10 protein-coding genes and 4 pseudogenes are annotated in these 16,006 nt (G+C 40.7%); 5 read left to right on the forward strand and 9 right to left on the reverse strand.

From position 1 onward, the window contains the following. Positions 1-24 precede the first annotated feature (24 nt). Both MAQA_RS01600 and MAQA_RS01605 read right to left on the reverse strand, forming a co-directional pair. Positions 25-2,484, reverse strand: coding sequence for a heavy metal translocating P-type ATPase (locus tag MAQA_RS01600; protein WP_036070643.1), 2,460 nt, complete (start codon positions 2,482-2,484; stop codon positions 25-27). A 17-nt stretch (positions 2,485-2,501) separates the two neighbouring features. After that, positions 2,502-2,942, reverse strand: coding sequence for a CopY/TcrY family copper transport repressor (locus MAQA_RS01605; protein ID WP_036070646.1), 441 nt, complete (start codon positions 2,940-2,942; stop codon positions 2,502-2,504). A gap of 198 nt (positions 2,943-3,140) precedes the next feature. Between MAQA_RS01605 and MAQA_RS01610 the strand changes: the two genes are divergently transcribed. Continuing rightward, complete coding sequence (locus MAQA_RS01610; RefSeq protein ID WP_052008395.1) at positions 3,141-4,010, forward strand: alpha/beta hydrolase; 870 nt, start codon at positions 3,141-3,143, stop codon at positions 4,008-4,010. 10 nt (positions 4,011-4,020) lie between these two features. Here MAQA_RS01610 and MAQA_RS01615 read toward each other — a convergent pair. The 4 genes and pseudogenes from MAQA_RS01615 to secA2 all read right to left on the reverse strand — a co-directional run bounded on the left by MAQA_RS01615 (position 4,021) and on the right by secA2 (position 8,740). After that, a pseudogene (locus MAQA_RS01615) lies at positions 4,021-4,684 on the reverse strand (N-acetylmannosamine-6-phosphate 2-epimerase). A 16-nt stretch (positions 4,685-4,700) separates the two neighbouring features. Further along, positions 4,701-5,053, reverse strand: a pseudogene (locus MAQA_RS16320) (hypothetical protein). Between the two features lie 66 nt (positions 5,054-5,119). After that, positions 5,120-6,280, reverse strand: coding sequence for an AI-2E family transporter (locus MAQA_RS01625; RefSeq protein ID WP_052008396.1), 1,161 nt, complete (start codon positions 6,278-6,280; stop codon positions 5,120-5,122). Positions 6,281-6,414: 134 nt separating this feature from the next. Beyond that, positions 6,415-8,740 (reverse strand): annotated as a pseudogene (secA2, locus tag MAQA_RS01630) (accessory Sec system translocase SecA2). A 435-nt stretch (positions 8,741-9,175) separates the two neighbouring features. On the opposite strand from secA2, the gene MAQA_RS01635 reads away from it, so the two are divergent. Further along, entirely contained in the window at positions 9,176-10,897 is a 1,722-nt protein-coding gene (locus tag MAQA_RS01635) for a LysM peptidoglycan-binding domain-containing protein (protein ID WP_036070652.1), read from the forward strand. 114 nt (positions 10,898-11,011) lie between these two features. Continuing rightward, positions 11,012-12,152, forward strand: a pseudogene (locus MAQA_RS01640) (class I SAM-dependent rRNA methyltransferase); the annotation flags it as partial. Positions 12,153-12,198: 46 nt separating this feature from the next. Here the strand turns inward: MAQA_RS01640 and MAQA_RS01645 are convergent. Then, entirely contained in the window at positions 12,199-12,405 is a 207-nt protein-coding gene (locus MAQA_RS01645) for a YdbC family protein (RefSeq protein ID WP_036070654.1), read from the reverse strand. A gap of 165 nt (positions 12,406-12,570) precedes the next feature. Between MAQA_RS01645 and MAQA_RS01650 the strand changes: the two genes are divergently transcribed. Together MAQA_RS01650 and MAQA_RS01655 are read left to right on the forward strand one after the other, a co-directional pair. Continuing rightward, entirely contained in the window at positions 12,571-13,281 is a 711-nt protein-coding gene (locus MAQA_RS01650) for a threonine/serine exporter family protein (protein WP_052008397.1), read from the forward strand. 12 nt (positions 13,282-13,293) lie between these two features. Further along, complete coding sequence (locus tag MAQA_RS01655) at positions 13,294-13,752, forward strand: threonine/serine exporter family protein (protein ID WP_036070658.1); 459 nt, start codon at positions 13,294-13,296, stop codon at positions 13,750-13,752. Positions 13,753-13,803: 51 nt separating this feature from the next. On the opposite strand, the gene MAQA_RS01660 is transcribed toward MAQA_RS01655, so the two are convergent. Together MAQA_RS01660 and MAQA_RS01665 are read right to left on the reverse strand one after the other, a co-directional pair. Continuing rightward, entirely contained in the window at positions 13,804-14,532 is a 729-nt protein-coding gene (locus tag MAQA_RS01660) for a GntR family transcriptional regulator (protein ID WP_036070660.1), read from the reverse strand. A 61-nt stretch (positions 14,533-14,593) separates the two neighbouring features. Further along, positions 14,594-15,979 (reverse strand): glycoside hydrolase family 1 protein, encoded by a 1,386-nt coding sequence (locus MAQA_RS01665; protein ID WP_036070662.1) that lies wholly within the window; start codon positions 15,977-15,979, stop codon positions 14,594-14,596. Positions 15,980-16,006 lie beyond the last annotated feature (27 nt).

Consider the following 16,006-nt stretch of genomic DNA (forward strand, 5'->3'; position numbering starts at 1 on the left):
CCATCTTCACCTCCTTCAAACTCATTATTTAGCTGGTTTAAACCGTTTTAAACGCAGTGCATTCATTAAAACAGATACCGAACTAAAGCTCATGGCTGCCCCAGCAATCATTGGGTTGAGTAGTGGTCCGCCGAACAAATACAAAATTCCCATTGCAACTGGAATCCCCAGTACATTGTAAGCGAATGCCCAGAACAGGTTTTCACGAATATTTTTAATTGTTGCCTTGCTAAGTTCGACAGCTGTCGCCACATCAAGCAAATCACTATGCATCAAAACGATATCCGCTGATTCCATTGCAACATCCGTTCCCGAGCCAATCGCAATTCCAACATCAGCTTGTACAAGAGCTGGCGCATCATTAATGCCGTCTCCAACCATGGCTACTTTTTTACCATCTTGTTGAAGTTTCGCTACTTCACTTGCCTTATCTTCAGGCAAAACCTCACTTAACACGCGAGTGATCCCCACTTGTTTCGCAATAGCTTCAGCTGTTTTACGATTATCCCCGGTAATCATAGCCACTTCAATGCCCATTTGTTGCAAAATTTGGATGGCTTTCTTGCTGCTAGGTTTGATGGTATCCGCAACCGCGATAATTCCAACAAATTGATTGTTAAGCGCCACATACATAGGCGTCTTCCCTTGTTCTGCTAACTTTTCAGAAGTAGTTGCAAATTCGCCTAGCAGAATACCACGATCTGCCATTAGTTTTTGGTTTCCTAATAAAAGTGCTCCTGCTTCAACAACAACCTCAATTCCGTGACCAGGAATCGCATTGAAATCTGAAATCGGTTCAAGATCTAAGCTCAACTCTTCAGAGCGAAGCAAAATCGCTTCCCCAAGTGGGTGTTCCGAACCTTTTTCCGCAGAAGCTGCCAACCGAAGAAGTTCCTGTTCGCTGATACCACTTCCGCTTACAACCACATCGGTCACAGCTGGTTTTCCTTCTGTAATTGTACCCGTTTTATCAAATACAATCGTTTGCAGTTTTTTCGTCGTTTCAAGCGCATCGCCACTCTTGATGAGCACCCCATTCTCGGCCCCTTTTCCAGTTCCTACCATGATCGCAGTAGGTGTCGCAAGACCGAGCGCACAAGGACACGCGATGACGAGCACAGAAATCGTAATCGTTAAAGCAAATACCCAAGATTCTTGCCCTAAGAAGAACCAAAGAACACCTGCTAGAACAGCTAGCCCGATGACAATTGGCACGAACACCCCAGAAACTTTATCAGCTAATTTTGCTATAGGTGCCTTGCTACCCTGGGCTTCTTCCACGAGTTGAATAATTTGCGCAAGTGCCGTTTCTTTTCCAACCTTGGTTGCTTCAAACGTAATGTTCCCATTTTTGTTCATACTTGCCCCGACCACTTCATCGCCAGGTTTCTTATCGACAGGCATACTTTCACCTGTTAGCATGGATTCATCAATCGAAGTTTTCCCTGAAAGCACAACGCCATCAACAGGAATTTTTTCACCTGGGCGAACTTGGATTAAATCCCCTTCTAACACTTCATCGATTGCAATTTCCATCTCTTTTCCATCACGCATCACACGTGCGGTTTTCGGTGCAAGTCCCATCAACGTTTTAATTGCTTCCGAAGTTTTCCCTTTCGATACAGCTTCAAAATACTTCCCAAGCGTAATCAACGTTAAAATAACCGCTGCCGATTCATAATAAAGCCCCATCGCAAAACTCGCGTCACCTATCCAAACTCGGATGGTTCCATATAAACTATAAAGGAAAGCTGCACTTGTCCCAAGCGCAACGAGCGAATCCATATTTGGATGCCCCTTAAATAAAGCTCTGTAGCCAACTGTAAAGAATTTTTGGCCTAAATACATCACTGGAAGCGTCAAAATGAGTTGTGTTGCTGCAAAAACAGAAGCATGTTCCTCTGGATTTAAAAAGCGAGGAAGCGGAAGTCCGAGCATATGCCCCATTGCAATATACAAAAGTGGAACAGTAAACACGCCAGAAATCCAGAATCTGCGCCACATTTCTTGGATGCGTTTTTGTTTCTTATCACGGTCATGATCCACATCAAGTGCCTGTCCTTGCTCTTCTTTAGCTCCGTATCCAGCATCTTGAACAGCCTTTTGAATCGCCGGAACAGATAAAACTTCTGGATTAAAATCAACGGTCATTTTTTCACTAGCTAAGTTGACCGTAGCCTCGTTAACGCCTTCCAGTTTATTCACTGCTTTTTCAACCGTTTGTGCACAAGAAGCACAAGTCATTCCTTCAATATCAAAAATGCGTTTTTGCGACTTAGAAACTGCTTTATAGCCAGCATCTTGAACAGCCCTTTCAATATCTGAAACGCTCAAAACAGCGTCATCATATTGAATGTTCAACTTCTCAGTCGCCAGATTAACAGATGCCTCACTTACGCCACTCAATTTTCCTGTCGCTTTTTCGACCGTTTGCGCGCAAGAAGCACAAGTCATTCCTTCAATATCAAATGTTTTACTTGCCATCTTCCCCATCTCCCTTGTCATTTCTCGTGGCATTTGCACTGTCCGGGAACACAATTGCAAGGCACACTTTCAACTGCCGTTTTTCGCTTTTCTTCAAGCAAAGCTTCAATTGCATCAATATCATCAAAACTTAATTCACGTTCTGCAATAATTAGTTCTAGCAAATTCCCTGTTTTTTTATTACAAACCTTAGTTAGCAAATGTTCAGCTGCTTGTTTAATGCTAATGTTTTCTTCAACAAGCGGCGTATAAATATATTTGTTTCCTTCTTTACTGGTTTTTAGCAAGCCCTTTTCAACAAGTCTTGCTAAAAGAGTTTTCACAGTGGAAGGTTTCCATTCGGTTTTATGATCTAACACATCAATGATTTCACTGCTCGTTGTCTTTCGTTTTGTCCAGACAATTCGCATGATCTCCCATTCGGCATCCGTAATTTTTTCAATGACAGAAGCATCCATCGCTTTTCCCCTCCTTGTCTACATTTGTAAACTACATGGTTAAAAAAATAACTTGTCGTTCGATATTTAAAGTTTACAATTGTAGACGAATTTTGTCAACCACTTTGTCAAAATTTTTTTTCAATTAGCAAAAAAACTGGTGTTTTTCACTCTCAAAGCTTACACTAAACATAGCTTAAACAAGAGGAGGTTTAGAGCTTGGAACAGAAAACATTCACCTTTGCTGAAAAAAACGGGATTATACTTTCAGCAGATTTGATTACTGGAAAAGAAAAAACCAGTCAAACGATTATTTATTTTCATGGTGGCGGCTTACTTTACGGCTCTCGTCACGACTTAAATGATGCTTACATCGGTCAATTTTTAGAAAATGGTTTCAATGTCCTTTTAGCAGATTACAGGCTTGCTCCTGAAGTCAAGCTCCCAGACATTTATGAAGATGCTAGTGATTTAATCTTATTTTTCCGGCACCACGCGGAAAGTTTAGGGTTGCCAGACAAAGAATTTATTTTATTTGGTCAATCTTCTGGTGCTTTTCTTGCCTTGATGCTTGCTTCAGATCCCATGCTTCCAAGGCCATGTGCAGTTTTATCTTTTTATGGCTATTCTTCCGTTTCTGCCCCTTGGCTAAGAGAACGAAACAAATATTTTAATACGTTTCCGCTTATTAGTGAATCGCTAAAAAATGCGATGATTCGGCAAACTCCTTTAACGGTGGGATCAGTTGATACTCGCTACCCTCTTTACGTGTATTCTCGTCAAAGTGGGAAATGGTTAGATCTCGTTTTTGGCGAGCACTATTCTAAACAAGATCTCGAACCATTTGAACTCGATCCAGAACGTGATTTTCACTTTCTGCCCCCAGTTTTTCTCGCACATAGTTTTGCAGATGAAGATGTTCCAATTGAAGAATCGGAAAAAATTAAAAATGGGACGCTTACAAGTGAGCTCTTTACAGTGCGTGATTTACCGCATGACTTTGATACTCATACCGCTGGAGCTGAAGGTCGGATGGCTTATGATGCCGCCATTCGCTTTTTGCATGACGTCCAAAAGAAAAACCAGTGAACGAATTCGTTCACTGGTTTTTTGGTGCAGCTTGCACAAATTTTTTGGTTAGAAGTTGTGGCCGCGTGATCGCACTGCCGACAACAACGGTGTACGCCCCGCTTTGATAGGCCTTTTGAACTTCTTCTGGAGTTTCAATGTGGCCTTCGCAAATCACTGGTATTTTGAGAGTCTGGCTGAGACTTTCTACTAGTTGAAAAGCAGGACCTGTTTGTTCTTTTGATTCCTCTGTATAGCCAGCAAGTGTTGTTCCCACTAAATCAAAACCAATTTCTTCTGCGCGAACGCCTTCTTGGAAAGTAGCAATATCGGCCATTGCAAGTTTTCCTGCTTGATGGATTTTTTCCACTAACTGTTTTAAATCCGCATCACCCGGTCTGGTTCTTTCTGTACCATCAAGCGCGATGATTTCTGCCTTTTGTTTCAAGCAGCTCCAGAACTTCTTGTTCGGTCGGTGTAATGTAGACCTCTGAATCGGGATAGTCACGTTTGATGAGGCCAATAAGTGGCAAGTCAACTACGGCTTTAATCGCCTCAATATCTTCTGCTGAATTTGAACGGATGCCAACTGCGCCACCCATTTGGGCTGCAAGTGCCATTTTTGACATCACAAATGAACTATAGAGCGGTTCATCCGCTAGCGCCTGACAAGATACAATGATTCCGTCCTTCATTTTTTCTAGCAAAAAATCACTTCTTTCTATTATAATCCGTGAAAATGTATAGACCAATAATTAAGCAAAGGGTGCATGTGATCGGGCGGAAATACAGTCCCGAAAAGCTTGGGGAAAAAAAGCAGGCCTAAAATTAAACCAAACACCCAGAGCACTAGTGCTAAGAATAGCAAAAAATCATTGGTTTTTGCAAGAATAATCAATATGCCGGCTAAAAACATGAGAATGCTTAGTATAAGTCCAGCATTTGCAGAGAGTCCTTCTGGTAAGCCAAATAAATTGATGGGTGTTGTACTACTTAATTTGAGCCAAGAAAAAAAAACCTAGAATAGAAGCTTGAATGGAGAAAACCCCAGCAAAAATTCGCAAATAAAATCACCGTCTTTATTGGATTGTTCGATTTTGTCTCGAACGTAAGTAAACATAGGTTCTTGTTTAGTTAGAATCTGTTGTGTCTTTTTTGTCTGTTTGTTTTTCTTCTTTAGGCTGTACATAGATGCTTTCTGGTTGTTCACCGTATAATCCAGAAATTCGTTTGAACCAAATGAACACGTGTGTCCAAACTACTTTTAAAACAGCGTAGCCAGGAACGGCAAAGATAACACCCAAAACGCCAAATAGTTTACCCGCAACAAGGATTACAAACAAAATGGTAATCGGATGCACCTTGAGCGATTTTCCCATGACTTGCGGGGATATAAACTTCCCTTCTAGGAGCTGAACAACAACCCACACGACGATGAGTTTAATGAGTAGCCAAGGTGAGGTTACAATCGCAATGATGATGGCTGGTGTAATCGCTATAGCAGGCCCTAGGTAAGGTACAATGCTTGTAAACGCGGCAATAATTGCAAGTGTGAGCGCATAAGGTAAGCCGATGATCAAATAACCAATAAAAAGCAATATTCCTATGCAAAAGCTGACAATAATTTGCCCGCGAATGTAAGAACTAATTTGATGATTCGACTCTTTCAGCACTTGGCGCGTATGTGCACGGCTGTTTACTGGTAAAAATTTTAAAACAAACTCAGGAAGTTTCTTTCCGTCTTTTAGCAAATAAAATAGAACAAGTGGTGTTGTAACAATTGCAAGCACCACTTCTGTTACTGTTCCAACAACATTTCCAATGCTTGAAATAGCGCTGTTTAAAACGTCTGTTCCTTTGTCAGAAACAGTTTTCATGATGTCATTCATATTCGTTGACACTTTGTCTTTAATTTGATCAAAAAGTGGAGACTGGCTGAGTTCATTAAATTTATCTGTCACTTGATTCCAATAAGTTGGAAATGTCTTAATTAAACTCATGATCTGATCTCGAACTGCTGGAATCACAAAGCTGAAAACTAACACAATGATACCAAGAATCACAAGGAAAAGCAGCCCAATCGACCAACCACGATGCCAGCCATGGCGTTCAAGAAAATCAATGATTGGGTTAAACAAATAGTAAAGAATGCCCGCTAAAATAATCGGAGCGGCGATCGTTTCCACAATAACCAAAAGTGGATGGAAAACAAACGAAATTTTGGTAAGCACATAAATATCAAGTGCCACGAGCAAGAAAATCAGTAATCCCAACACGAATTTGTTTTCAATAAAAAACTGTTTAAACTTTTGAAAGTTTTTCTTTCAAGTACAATCACCTACCTGTCCTTCTATTATAGCGTGCTCTTTAAAAAAATTACTTGTTAAAAATCAGATTACTGAAAAAATCAGTCTCAAGATGGACTTTATCCAACCACAAGTCCATCTGGATCTAATTCAAGCAAGGCATGTGCAAAATAGAAATGATAATCCGCTTGGAATTTTTCAAACAAAGCGGCTCCTTCTTTTTGATACATCACAAGCGGATCTTGCTGGCCATAAGCACGCAAATGAATCCCTTCGCGAAGTTGAACCATCTCATCAAGATGAATAACCCACATTTGATCCATTAAATTTAAATAGACTTCTTTTTCAATCATTGCAATCGTATCAGCAGGAAATTTACGTCTAACTGTATTGTGCCAAGCCACAATTTTTTCGCCTACTTCCCGAGGCTCCATCAAAGTCACTTGGTCAAATGTATATGGAAATTTAGTTCCGCCAAGCAATTCTTTTTGTTTTTCAAAGAGCTCTTCTTGTTCTTCTTCCGATTGCGCTTCACGAAACACCTTGCTTGCTACTTCCCTTAAAATTTTCTCAGACGAAACTCCGAGCTTATTGCGGCGAAGCACTTCATCGCGTTCTTTATAAACGATTTTACGTTGCAAATCAATCACTTCATCGTAAGACAACAAGTCTTTCCGCAAATCATAGTTAGCTCCTTCAATGCGTTTTTGCGCATCTACAATAAAACGACTAATTTTGGGGGAGTTAACCGGTTTTCCGTCATGCGGATGCTTCCGCTTTAATTTTGTGCGGAAATTCTCCCAGCGTTTATTATCAAACTGTTCCAGCAAGTCATCTTCAATAGAGACCATAAATTTACTAAATCCTGGGTCTCCCCTTCTTCCAGATCGCCCCATTAACTGCAAATCAATTCGTCTACTTTCATGCCGTTCTGTTCCGATTACAGCAAGTCCGCCCAATTTATAAACTTCCTCGCTTAGCTTGATATCCGTTCCTCGTCCTGCCATATTGGTCGCAAGTGTAACCATCCCTCGTTGACCTGCTTTGGCGATGATTTCCGCTTCTTGCGCATGGTTTTTTGCATTTAAGATTTGATGAGGAATTCCTGCTTTTGTCAAAAGTGAACTGATCCATTCATTACTTTTAATTGAAGAGGTTCCGATTAACGTGGGTTGACCTTTTGCGTGCCGCCAAGAAACTTCATAGACGATTGCACGTCCCTTTTCTTTTTCCGTATAAAATACATCATCCGGCATATCTTCCCGATTGACGCGTAAATTCGTTGGAATCACAACAACATCAAGCCCATAAATTTGGCGAAATTCTTCTTCTTCCGTCTTAGCTGTTCCTGTCATGCCCGCGATTTTTTGATACATACGGAAATAGTTCTGAATTGTAATTGTCGCAAGTGTCCGGGATTCTTCATGTACTTCTACTTCTTCTTTTGCTTCGATCGCTTGGTGCAAGCCATCATTAAAACGGCGGCCAGGAAGCGCTCGACCAGTATGAGGATCTACGATGAGCACTTCTTCTTCTAAAACGACATAGTCTTTGTCTTTATGCATCAAAAAGTGAGCACGTAAGAGTAGCATTGTAATCCTGAGCAGCGGCTGGTTATCTGCCGTATATAGGGAGCGTACTTGCCAAAATCGTTCCGCCTTTTCAATTCCCGCATCATTTAACCAAATCAATCGTTTATGTTCATCAATTTCATAGTCATCTTGCAACATGGTTTTGACAAGATCATTAGCTTTTAAATAAAGGCTTAAATCTTCTTCCTTGCGGTCCGAAATGAGTAGTGGTGTTCGCGCTTCATCAATTAAAATAGAGTCGGCCTCATCAATTAAAACAAAGTCAAGCCCTGTTTGTACTTTGTCTTCAAAAGAACGCACCATGTTGTCTCGCAAATAGTCAAAGCCAAATTCAGAAGTCGTTCCATAAATGACGTCTGCCGTATAAATAGCTTTTTTTTTGTCTTTTATCGAGTCCTGCCGCATTAAGAGCTACAGAAATTCCCAGATATTCAAGAACTTGACCGATTTCTTCCCGGTCACGGTGCGCCAGATATTCATTGGCCGTTACAAGATGAACTCTGTTGCCACGAATCACTTCAATATACATAACGAAAAGTGAAACGAGCGTTTTACCTTCCCCCGTCTTCATTTCCGCAATCTTCCCGTCTCCAAGAACAAGGGCGCCGATTAACTGCACAATGACAGCTTCCAGCCCAAGAACACGCTTCGCAGCTTCACGAACCAGTGTAAAAATATTGATTTTATCACGTATTGTGATTTCTTGCGTTTGAAATTTATCCCGCCAGATCTGCGTTTGTTTCATCAATTCACTTTGATCCATATTGGTATAGAGGTCTTCTTTTTTGACAATTTGACGCGCTGTTTCCCTGTATTGTTTTACGATTTTTCGATCGTCGAAATTTTGATTCATACTTCCCCCTCCATGCTTTTCATTATACAACACTTCCTCCCTGAATTTGAACTTATTTCTCACTTGAATTTCATTCTATTCTCTTGTCAATTTACAAGGGCGGCTTTTCTGAACCTAAAAAGAGATATTACAATTTGATTAAATTTTTCTATTTAACAAAAACAATAGGTTGCCAAATACGCAACTTGTGGATAGAGATGCAAACTACAAACCATTCTTGAAAGCGGTGATATTCAACTTTAACGCGTTTTAGAATGCTTGTTCGGCTTCTTTTTCGTTACAGCAATATTACAAGCAGCTGGTATAGTCCTTTCCCTCCCCCTTCTCTGTTCCGAGTCTGGTTTGTTTTTTAGCATTAAACTGGGTAAAATAAAACTAGTCAGTATTAAATTTTGATGTGAACTGATTGTTAGAAAAGAGAGGAGTTTTAGCAATATGAAAAAAGCGACCATTGCAACAGCTACCGCGGGGATTGCGGTCACTGCATTTGCGGCGCCAACGATGGCTTCTGCCAATTCGGTAGTCGTAGAGTCTGGTGATACGTTATGGGGAATTGCAAATTCGAACGATACAACGGTTGATTCTTTAAAGAAACTCAACAACCTTGATGGCGATAAAATTTTTCCTGGTCAAAAACTCGTTATCAGCGAAGCGAAAAGTGAGCAAGCTGAAAAAGAAGTTTCTGCCACTTGGTTAAATGTTCGTCAAGGTCCAAGTGTTGATAAAAGCATCCTCACTTCCATTCAAGGTGGAACAAAAGTAACTGTCCTAACAAGTGAAGACAACGGCTGGAATAAGATCTCTTATGCAGATGGTAAAACAGGTTATGTGAACGGAAAATATTTGGGAGAAGCAAAAACTGCTACTCCAGCAAAAACTGAAAATACAGAAGTAAAAGCTTCTACTCAAACTGAAAAAACAGAAACTGTAAAAGAAGAAACTACACCAGCGAAACCGGCTAATCTTTCTAATTATACGGTTAAAAGTGGAGATACACTTTGGGCTCTTTCCGTAAAATTTGGTTCGTCGGTGCAAGACTTAATAGCTTGGAATAACTTGTCTTCTTCTTCTATTTATGTAGGTCAAACGCTTGCAGTGAAAGCGGAAGCTGCGAAAACAGCTCCAAAAGCGGAAGCACCTGCTCCTAGTGAAACACAAACGGTACAAAAAGAAGAAGCTAAAGCTCCAACACAAGAAGCTCCTCAAGTTGATGTGAATGCTTCAAGTTATACAGTACAAAGTGGCGATTCGCTAAGTAAAATCGCTGGCTTATTCAAAACAACGGTTAGCGAACTTAAAGCTTTGAATGGTCTCTCAAGTGACTCAATCACAGCTGGAGATGTACTTAAAGTAAAAGGTGAAGTGAAACAAGCAGCACCTGAAGTAAAAGAAGAAGTGAAGCAAGAAACGGCTCCTCAAGCTAATACTGAGAGTCAAGCTTCTAACCAAACGGAACAAAAAGTGGAAGCTCCACAAATTGACACAAACGCTTCGAGCTACACAGTTAGAAGTGGAGATTCATTAAGTAAAATCGCTGGTATTTTTGGAGTTTCAGTTAGCAAACTTAAAGCATTGAATAGTCTTTCAAGCGATAGCTTGCAAGTTGGACAAGTGCTGAAAGTGAAAGGGACTGTTCCTCAAACTAGTACAAATAACACTTCAAATAGTGGGGCTACAAATATTAGCAATGCCAACTCTGGTTCAAGTAGTAGCTCTAATGTTTCAACAACACCTTCTAAACCTTCAACAGGTAGCGGAAGCAGTAATGTTAGCAGTGGAAGCAGCCAATCTGCAAGCTACAGCGCGCTGATTGCAGAAGCTCAAAAACACCTAGGTAAACCTTATGGTTGGGGTGCAAATGGTCCTTCTTCTTTCGACTGCTCTGGCTACACAAAATATGTTTTTGGTAAAGTAGGAATCAGCCTCCCAAGAACTTCTGGATCACAATATGCAGCTGCAACGAAGATTACAGAAGCTCAAGCTAAACCAGGCGATCTTGTCTTCTTTAACTACGGAAGCGGAATTGCACACGTTGGTATTTACGTTGGCGGCGGTCAAATGATCAATGCTCAAGATAACGGCGTAAAATACGATAACATTCACGGCAGTGGTTGGGGTCAATTCTTAGTTGGCTTCGGACGCGTTGCAAACTTTTAATCAATAGAAATTGAACTTGAAAATAGCTTCCTGCTATGTGGGAAGCTATTTTTTTACGGAGTGATTTTTTGATGGCATTAAAGATCAAAGTAAAAAAAACAATATCTCACCAAATATCAAAATGGCTATCCGCTCCTTTCATCCGAATGGATTCAATCTCTCCCTGAAGGAATTCGAGAAGGGGATTTGATAGATATTCTCTCTCCTAGTGGTCAATTTATTGCAAAAGGCTATTACGGGAAACAAAATAAAGGGTTGGGCTGGATTTTCAGCGCGAAGCGTGAAGCGAAACTTGACGGTTCCTTTTTCCAGCATATCATTAGCCAAGCTCTTACACTTCGAAAGTCACTGTTTAGCGATGAATTAACAACGGCTTTTCGTTTATTTAATGGAGAGGGAGATGGACTGGGTGGCGTTACCGTGGATTATTATGACGGTTTCTTGCTCGTTCAGTGGTATAGTCTTGGGATTTATCGCTATAAAAAAGATTTTTTGAAAACCTGGTTCTCTTTTCCGTTTGTAAAAGGAATTTATGAAAAAAAAACGTTTCGAGACTTCTGAGGAGACAAGCGATTTTGTTGGGGGAATAGAGGCTCCTGCCCCGCTTCTTGTTAAAGAAAACGGAATCACTTATGCAACTTATTTAAACGATGGCTGGATGACAGGCATTTTTCTCGATCAACGAGAGGTTCGAAAGCGAATCATGGATGAATACGCCTTATCGAAGCGTGTCTTAAATACTTTTTCTTATACGGGAGCTTTTTCTATTGCCGCACTTTACGGTGGCGCGGCACATACAACGAGTGTCGACGTGGCTAAGCGGAGTCTTGCAAAAACGGCTGAACAACTACAAGTAAATGGTATGGATCCAGCTGAGCAAGCAATTGTTGTCGAAGATGTTTTCCATTACTTTAAATATGCGAAGCGAAAAGGATTACGTTTTGATCTCGTTATTGCTGATCCACCTAGCTTTGCTCGCACCAAAAAAATAACGTTTCGAGCTTCCAAGGATTATCCTGAGTTGCTGCGTGATTTGATTGAGATTACGGCGCCAAATGGCATGATTGTTGCTTCTACTAATTATGCAGGCTTCTCTTTTCAAAAATTTAAAGAGCAGGTTGAAGAAGCGTTTCGTGGTACGAAACGCAGTTATCAAATTCGCGAAACTTTTCAGTTACCTGTTGATTTTGCAACGATTGAAAGCTTTCCAGAAGGGAATTATTTAAAAGTCCTCTTTTTAGAACTTGACGTATAAAAATGACCGCCTCCTAGGCGGTCATTTATACTTAAGACTTATTCAATTAGAGTAGCTTTTTCAGTTGTTCGGCTTCTTCGTCAGTAAGTGTAATCCCTTTTCCCATTTTTTCATGATCTTCTGACCAGTCACGAATATCAAGCTTTGGATCTCTTCCATTCCAGCTAATGCGATTGAGTTCTTTACTCCAACCACGCGCATTCGTGGATAGCACACCGAGCTTTTCAACAATTTCATAATCAATGGAGGCCATGATTCAAAAACCCTCTTTCCTTGTTATTCTCTTTATTTTAACAAACTTCTCTAGATACTAGAAATTATTTCTATCCTGCGGTAGGATTAAGTACAGCATTATTTTAGCAAAGGAGGTCCCTTTTTTTGAAAAAAAGAAAAAGACTATTTACTTGAAACGTGTTTGATGGCCGGAAAAATCATGATGGAAAGCGGCGCTGAAATCTATCGTGTGGAAGATACGATGAACCGAATTGCTGATGTCGCAACGAATAAAAAAGGCATCAGTTTTGCAACGCCGACGGGAATTTTCATGTCGATTGAAGGCGAACGCAATTTACAGTTAGAAACAATTCCAACACGAACCATTAATTTAGAAAAAGTCTCTCTTGTTAATGATCTGTCTCGCGAATTTTCTTCACGCAATATTACACTCGAAGAACTGCATTCTAGCCTTGCTCAATTGGAGAAAGATACGCGATTTTTCCCTGTCTGGTGGCAAGTTATCGCAGCAGGCCTTGTGAGCGGAGCGCTCATGATTATTTTTGGCGGGGCTTGGTTCGATTTTATCAGTACTTGTCTAATTGGAACAATTGGCTTTATCATTTATTACTATGCTGCCGAATGGCTTAAAATTAAATTTTTAGCTGAATTTTTATCTTCATTTGTCATCGGATTACTCGCAGTAATTGCAGTGGACAGTCATTTAGGTATTAATCTTGATAAAATCATCATCGGAAGCGTTATGCCTCTTGTGCCTGGAGTCCCTATCACTAATGCTGTCCGTGACTTGCTTGCCGGCCACTTGCTCGGCGGAATGGCACGTGGAATGGAAGCATTGCTAACAGCGGGCGCGATCGGAATTGGAATTGCCGTTGTATTTCGTTTTTTTGCATAAGGAGGGATTATTGTGTTACTCATTTGGACGATTTTCATTCAACTCATTTTTAGTTATATCGCAACGGTTACCTTCGCGGTCATTACGAATGTTCCAAAGCGAGCTTTAAACGCATGTGGGCTCACGGGAACCCTCGGCTGGATTTTTTTCTGGGCAATCAAGGAACTCGGTGGTGGAACTTCAATGGCAACACTTGCTGGGGCTTTTATCGTGGCTGTTTCTAGTCACTTCTTTGCTAAATACAAACGCATGCCGATCACGATTTTTAATGTTCCTGGGATTGTTCCGCTTGTCCCTGGTGGCCTCGCTTATCAAGCGGTTCGTAATTTTGTACTCGGAGATTATACTGAAGCGATTGGTTTTTCTGTCCAAGTAACGATCGTTGCTGGTGCCATTGCTGCTGGATTGATGCTTTCGGAAATCTTCAACCACAGCATTCGCCGCTTCCGAGAACATAAAGCTAAATTTTAATGATAGTCATAAAAAAGAAGGGAAGCCTCAAAATGAGGCCTCCCTTCTTTTTTATCGTTTCGCGATGTTTACTGTCGTAAATACAAATTTGTCGTAGCGATGTCTCGACCTTGAATATTCAAAAGCAACACCATTGTTTAAATAGACCGTTTGTTCCACTTCCATTACTGGTTCATTCTTTTCACAGTTCAAGTACTGCTCATCAAGTTCGTCTGGTTTATCTGCACGTATTTGTTTATAAGAGCTCGCAATTTTTTGGTTCAGTTCTTCTTCAATATACGTGTAAATAGAACCTTCAAGTACTTGCTTTGTAATGCCTGGAATAACATTTACAGGCATGTAAGTATGCTCAAGAACATAAGGCTCAGCATCTATTCCTCGCACTCGTAAAATATCATAAACCGGCGCTTCTTTTTCAATGTTTAATCGCTCGGCCACGACTTCATCTGGAAAGACAACTTCAAAATGAATCACTTTTGTCTCAACTTTTTGTCCTTTTAAAAGTTTCGTAAAACCATTCACTTCTTGATTATGGATTTGAAGTTCGTCTGCATCCAGCGCGGACTTGATGATGAAAGTGCCATGTCCCCGTTTCCTGTAAAGAAGTCCTTCCAAGACTAAAACTTCAAGCGCTTTTTTCATCGTCATTCGACTACAGCCAAATTCTTCTGAAAGCGTCATTTCATCTGGAATAGGTCGATCAAGCGGATACATATGTTCCTTGACTCGCTTCCTCACTTCATCGGCAATATAGCTATATTTGGTTTGATTTCTCGCCACGCCAGCCACCTCATTCGTTTAAATACTGTCTTTATTTTATCATATTCTAGCAAAAACTGCTTTAAAATCCATTTTGTGAAGTCAGCGTCTTAAACCATTTCCCGGAAGCTTTCACCGTTCGCTTATAGTTTTCATCTAAATTCACTTCAACGAAGCCGTAGCGATTCTTATAGGCATTCGCCCAGCTCCAGCAGTCCATGAATGTCCAGAGATGATAGCCATGGCAATTTGCCCCTTCAGCAATGGCTTTATGAAGCCATTTCAAATGAGACTCAATAAACTCAATTCGGTAAGTATCCTCAATGAAGCCATCACTATTGCGGTAGCGCTCCTCACCTTCCACGCCCATTCCATTTTCAGAAATAAAGAATGGAATATTTCCATAGTTATCACGCAGATTGATCGCAATATCATAAATAGCTTGCTCATAGATTTCCCAACCACGATACGGATTCATTTTGCGGAATGGCATTTCATAGTTGTCAAACAAGTGCTCCGGCATAAATGGTGCGTCTGGATGAGGCATATTTTCTTTCGCCTTCACGCGACGCGGTTGATAGTAATTCACACCAAGAATATCGACCGTGTTTTCCTTGATGATTTCCAAATCTTCAGGTTCATAATTTGGAAGGAAATCACGTTCGCGAAGAATCTCAACCAAATCACTTGGAAATTCGCCTCGAGTTACCGGATCAAGGAAGCTACGGTTGAAAAACAAATCGGCGATATGTGCAGCTCGCAAATCGGCAGGATTTTGGCTTCTTGGATAAGATGGCGTCAAGTTTAAAATAATACCAATTTTTCCATCCAAGTTTAAGGCATGGTAAGCTTTCACAGCTTTTGCATGCGCAAGCGTTGTGCCAAATGCCACCTGCGCAGCCCGTTTAAAGTCCACTACATTCGGATAGTGCATATCGTATAAGTAGCCTGCTTCAACAGGGACAATAGGTTCGTTAAATGTAAACCAGTATTTAACACGGTCGCCAAACAATTTAAAACACGTTTCGGCAAATGTGACGTAAGCCTCAATCACTTCGCGGGATTCAAATCCCCCTTTTTCTTGCATGGAAAGTGGCATATCAAAGTGATAGAGGTTCATAAACGGCTCCACGCCTTGCTTTAGCATTTCATCAATCACATTATTGTAAAATTCTACAGCTTTAGGATTTACTTCACCAATGCCATCAGGAATGAGTCGTGACCACTGAATGGAAGTCCGGAAAGAGTTGTGGCCTGTTTCTTTCATTAGTGCTATATCTTCTTTGTATTGATAATAAAAATTAGATGTGTTTTTAGGGCCAACGCCATTAAAGAATCTGCCTGGCTCAATCTCATACCAGTAATCCCAAATGCTTGGTTTACGGCCATCCACATCTGCTGCACCTTCAGTTTGTGGGCCAGATGCTGCGCTCCCCCACCAAAAATTTTCCGGAAATTGATATTTCATATAAATCCCTCCATCTTTCTTTTCGTT

The sequence above is a fragment of the Listeria aquatica FSL S10-1188 genome (assembly GCF_000525795.1).
Taxonomy (GTDB): domain Bacteria; phylum Bacillota; class Bacilli; order Lactobacillales; family Listeriaceae; genus Listeria; species Listeria aquatica.